At 64.9% G+C, this 2,774-nt stretch carries 2 protein-coding genes and 1 pseudogene; all 3 read left to right on the top strand.

What is annotated here, in order from left to right:
* Nucleotides 1-71: 71 nt before the first annotated feature.
* Nucleotides 72-149, top strand: a pseudogene (locus A5711_RS28030) (hypothetical protein); the annotation flags it as partial.
* On the top strand, nucleotides 146-1,708 hold the full coding sequence (locus A5711_RS13570; protein WP_067947272.1) for a virulence factor Mce family protein: 1,563 nt from the start codon (nucleotides 146-148) through the stop codon (nucleotides 1,706-1,708). The pseudogene A5711_RS28030 and the gene A5711_RS13570, both read left to right, overlap by 4 nt.
* Nucleotides 1,705-2,774: virulence factor Mce family protein (locus tag A5711_RS13575; protein WP_067947273.1), on the top strand; the 1,070-nt coding region annotated here is incomplete at its 3' end. The genes A5711_RS13570 and A5711_RS13575, both read left to right, overlap by 4 nt.

Here is a 2,774-nt window from a genome sequence, read left to right on the forward strand (position 1 = left end):
CGTCGCCGGCATAGAGTGCGTTGGCTTCCGGCAGGTACGCGACCACGGTGTTGGTGGCGACCTTCTGATAGGGCCCCCAGCTGCCCGCTCCGTTGATCAACCCGGGCGGCACGGGCGGCAGCGGCATCACGGGAGGTAGCCAGAATTGAGCAGCGTCTTCAATTTCGGAAAACCGCGGCCCCGGACGGTCGTCGGCGTGCTGGCGGTACTGCTGATCCTGGTCGCCGGCGCCCTCGGCTGGCGGCTCTACCAAAGGTTGACCACCAACACCGTAATCGCTTATTTCCCATCGGCGAACGCCCTCTATTCCGGCGACAAAGTCCAAATCATGGGCGTTCGCGTCGGTTCCGTCGACAAGATCGAACCGGCCGGCGACAAGATGAAGGTGACGTTTCACTACGACAACAAATACAAGGTGCCCGCCAACGCGTCGGCGGTCATCGTGAACCCGACGCTGGTGGCGTCGCGCAACATCCAGTTGGAGCCGCCCTATAAGGGCGGTCCGGTCATGGGCGACAACGCGGTGATCCCCATCGAGCGCACGCAGGTGCCGACGGAGTGGGACGAACTGCGCGAAGGCGTCGCTAACGTCATCTCCAAACTCGGCCCGACACCCGAGCAACCCAAAGGTCCGTTCGGTGATGCCATCGAGTCGTTCGCCGACGGGCTGGCCGGCAAGGGCAAGCAAATCAACACCACGCTGAACAGCCTGTCGCGGTCGTTGACGGCGCTGAACGAGGGCCGTGGTGACTTCTTCGCGGTGGTGAAGAGCCTGGCCCAGTTCGTCAACGCCCTGCACAAGGACGACCAGCAATTCGTCGCGCTCAACAAGAACCTGGCCCAGTTCACCGACGAGTTGACCGGATCCGACCACAATCTCGCCAATGCGCTCCAGCAGTTCGACAGCCTGCTCTCCACCCTGCGCCCGTTCTTGACCAAGAACCGCGAGGTGCTCGTCCATGACCTCGACAACCTCGCCACCCTGACCACCACGCTGGTCCAGCCCGATCCACTGAACGGTTTGGAGACCGCGTTGCACGTCCTGCCGACGCTGGAGACCAACCTCAGCCAGATCTACCACCCGTCGCACGGGGCCGTGATGTCCATTCCGGCGATCCCTAACTTCGCCAACCCAATGCAGTTCTTCTGCAGCATGATTCAGGCCGGTAGCCGACTGGGTTATCAAGAGTCCGCCGAGCTGTGTGCGCAATACCTGGCCCCCGTCCTCGATGCGATCAAGTTCAACTACCTGCCCTTCGGGTTGAACCTGTTCAGCACCGCCGAGGCGCTACCCAAGGAGATCGCTTACTCCGAGCCGCGGCTGCACCCGCCGAACGGATACAAGGACACCACCGTGCCCGGCATCTGGGTGCCCGACACCCCGTTCTCGCACCGAAACACCCAACCCGGATGGGTGGTCGCGCCGGGCATGCAGGGCACCCAGGTGGGGCCCGTCACCGGCGGCCTGTTGACCCCCGAATCCCTGGCCGAACTGATGGGCGGCCCCGACACCGGGCCCCCGCCCCCGGGGTTGCAGACCCCGCCCGGGCCGCCGAACGCCTACGACGAGTATCCGGTGTTGCCACCCATCGGCCTGCAGGCCCCCCAGGTGCCGATCCCGCCACCGGCGCCCGGACCGGGTGTGATCCCTGGTCCGGTCGCGCCGACGCCCGCGCCGGTGGCCGCCGCGGCGGGAGCAGGATCATGAACACATTGCGCGCCATGGCTATTCGGGCCCGATACCGGACGCGGCAGGGCATCGCAGTGCTGGTTGCTGCAGTGTTGCTGACGTCGTGCGCGAAATGGCATGGGATCGCGAATGTGCCGATGCCGGGTGGCCCGGGCTCCGGGCCCGGCTCCTACACCGTCTATGTGCAGATGCCCGACACGCTTGCCCTCAACGACAACAGCCGGGTGCGGGTGGCCGATGTCTTTGTCGGCACGGTGCGGGCGATCCAACTGAAGAACTGGGTCGCGACCCTGACGCTGCGTCTGGGCAAGAACGTCAAGTTACCCAGGAACGCGACCGCCAAGATCGGGCAAACCAGCCTGCTGGGTTCGCAGCATGTGGAGCTGGCCGCGCCTCCCAACCCGTCCCGGGAGTTGCTGCGGGATGGCGACACGATCCCGCTGAAGAATGCGTCGACGTATCCCACGACGGAGCAGACGCTCGCAAGTCTTGCCATCGTGCTTCGCGGCGGCGGCATCCCGAACCTGGAAGTGCTGCAGAACGAGGTCTACAACATCGTCAACGGTCGGGCCGAGCACATCCGTGCCTTCCTCGGCAAGCTGGCCACCTTCACCGCCCGACTCAACGAGCAACGCGCTGACATCACCCGAGCCATCGATTCCACCAACCGGCTGCTGGCATACGTGGGTCCCCGCTCTGACGTCTTGGACCGCGTCCTCACCGAATTCCCGCCACTGCTCAAGCATTTCGCCGACAAACAGAACCTTCTGATCGACGCGGTCGACGCTACGGGACGGCTCAGCAAAGTTGCCGACCAATACCTGTCGGCCGCGCGGGGCGACCTCCACCAGGATCTGCTCTCGCTGCAGTGCCCGTTGCGGGAATTCGGCCGTGCCTCTCCCTACCTGATTCGCGCGCTCAAGCTGATCCTCGTCCGGCCGTTCGACGTCGACGCCGTACCCAAGGCGTTCCGCGGCGACTACTTCAACTTGTCGCTGACGCTGGATCTGACGATGAGCGCGGTCGACAACGCGGTCCTCACCGGGACCGGGTTCTCCGGAGCGCTACGCGCGCTCGAACAATC

The sequence above is a fragment of the Mycobacterium sp. E2238 genome (assembly GCF_001672665.1).
In the GTDB taxonomy this organism is placed as follows: Bacteria; Actinomycetota; Actinomycetes; order Mycobacteriales; family Mycobacteriaceae; genus Mycobacterium.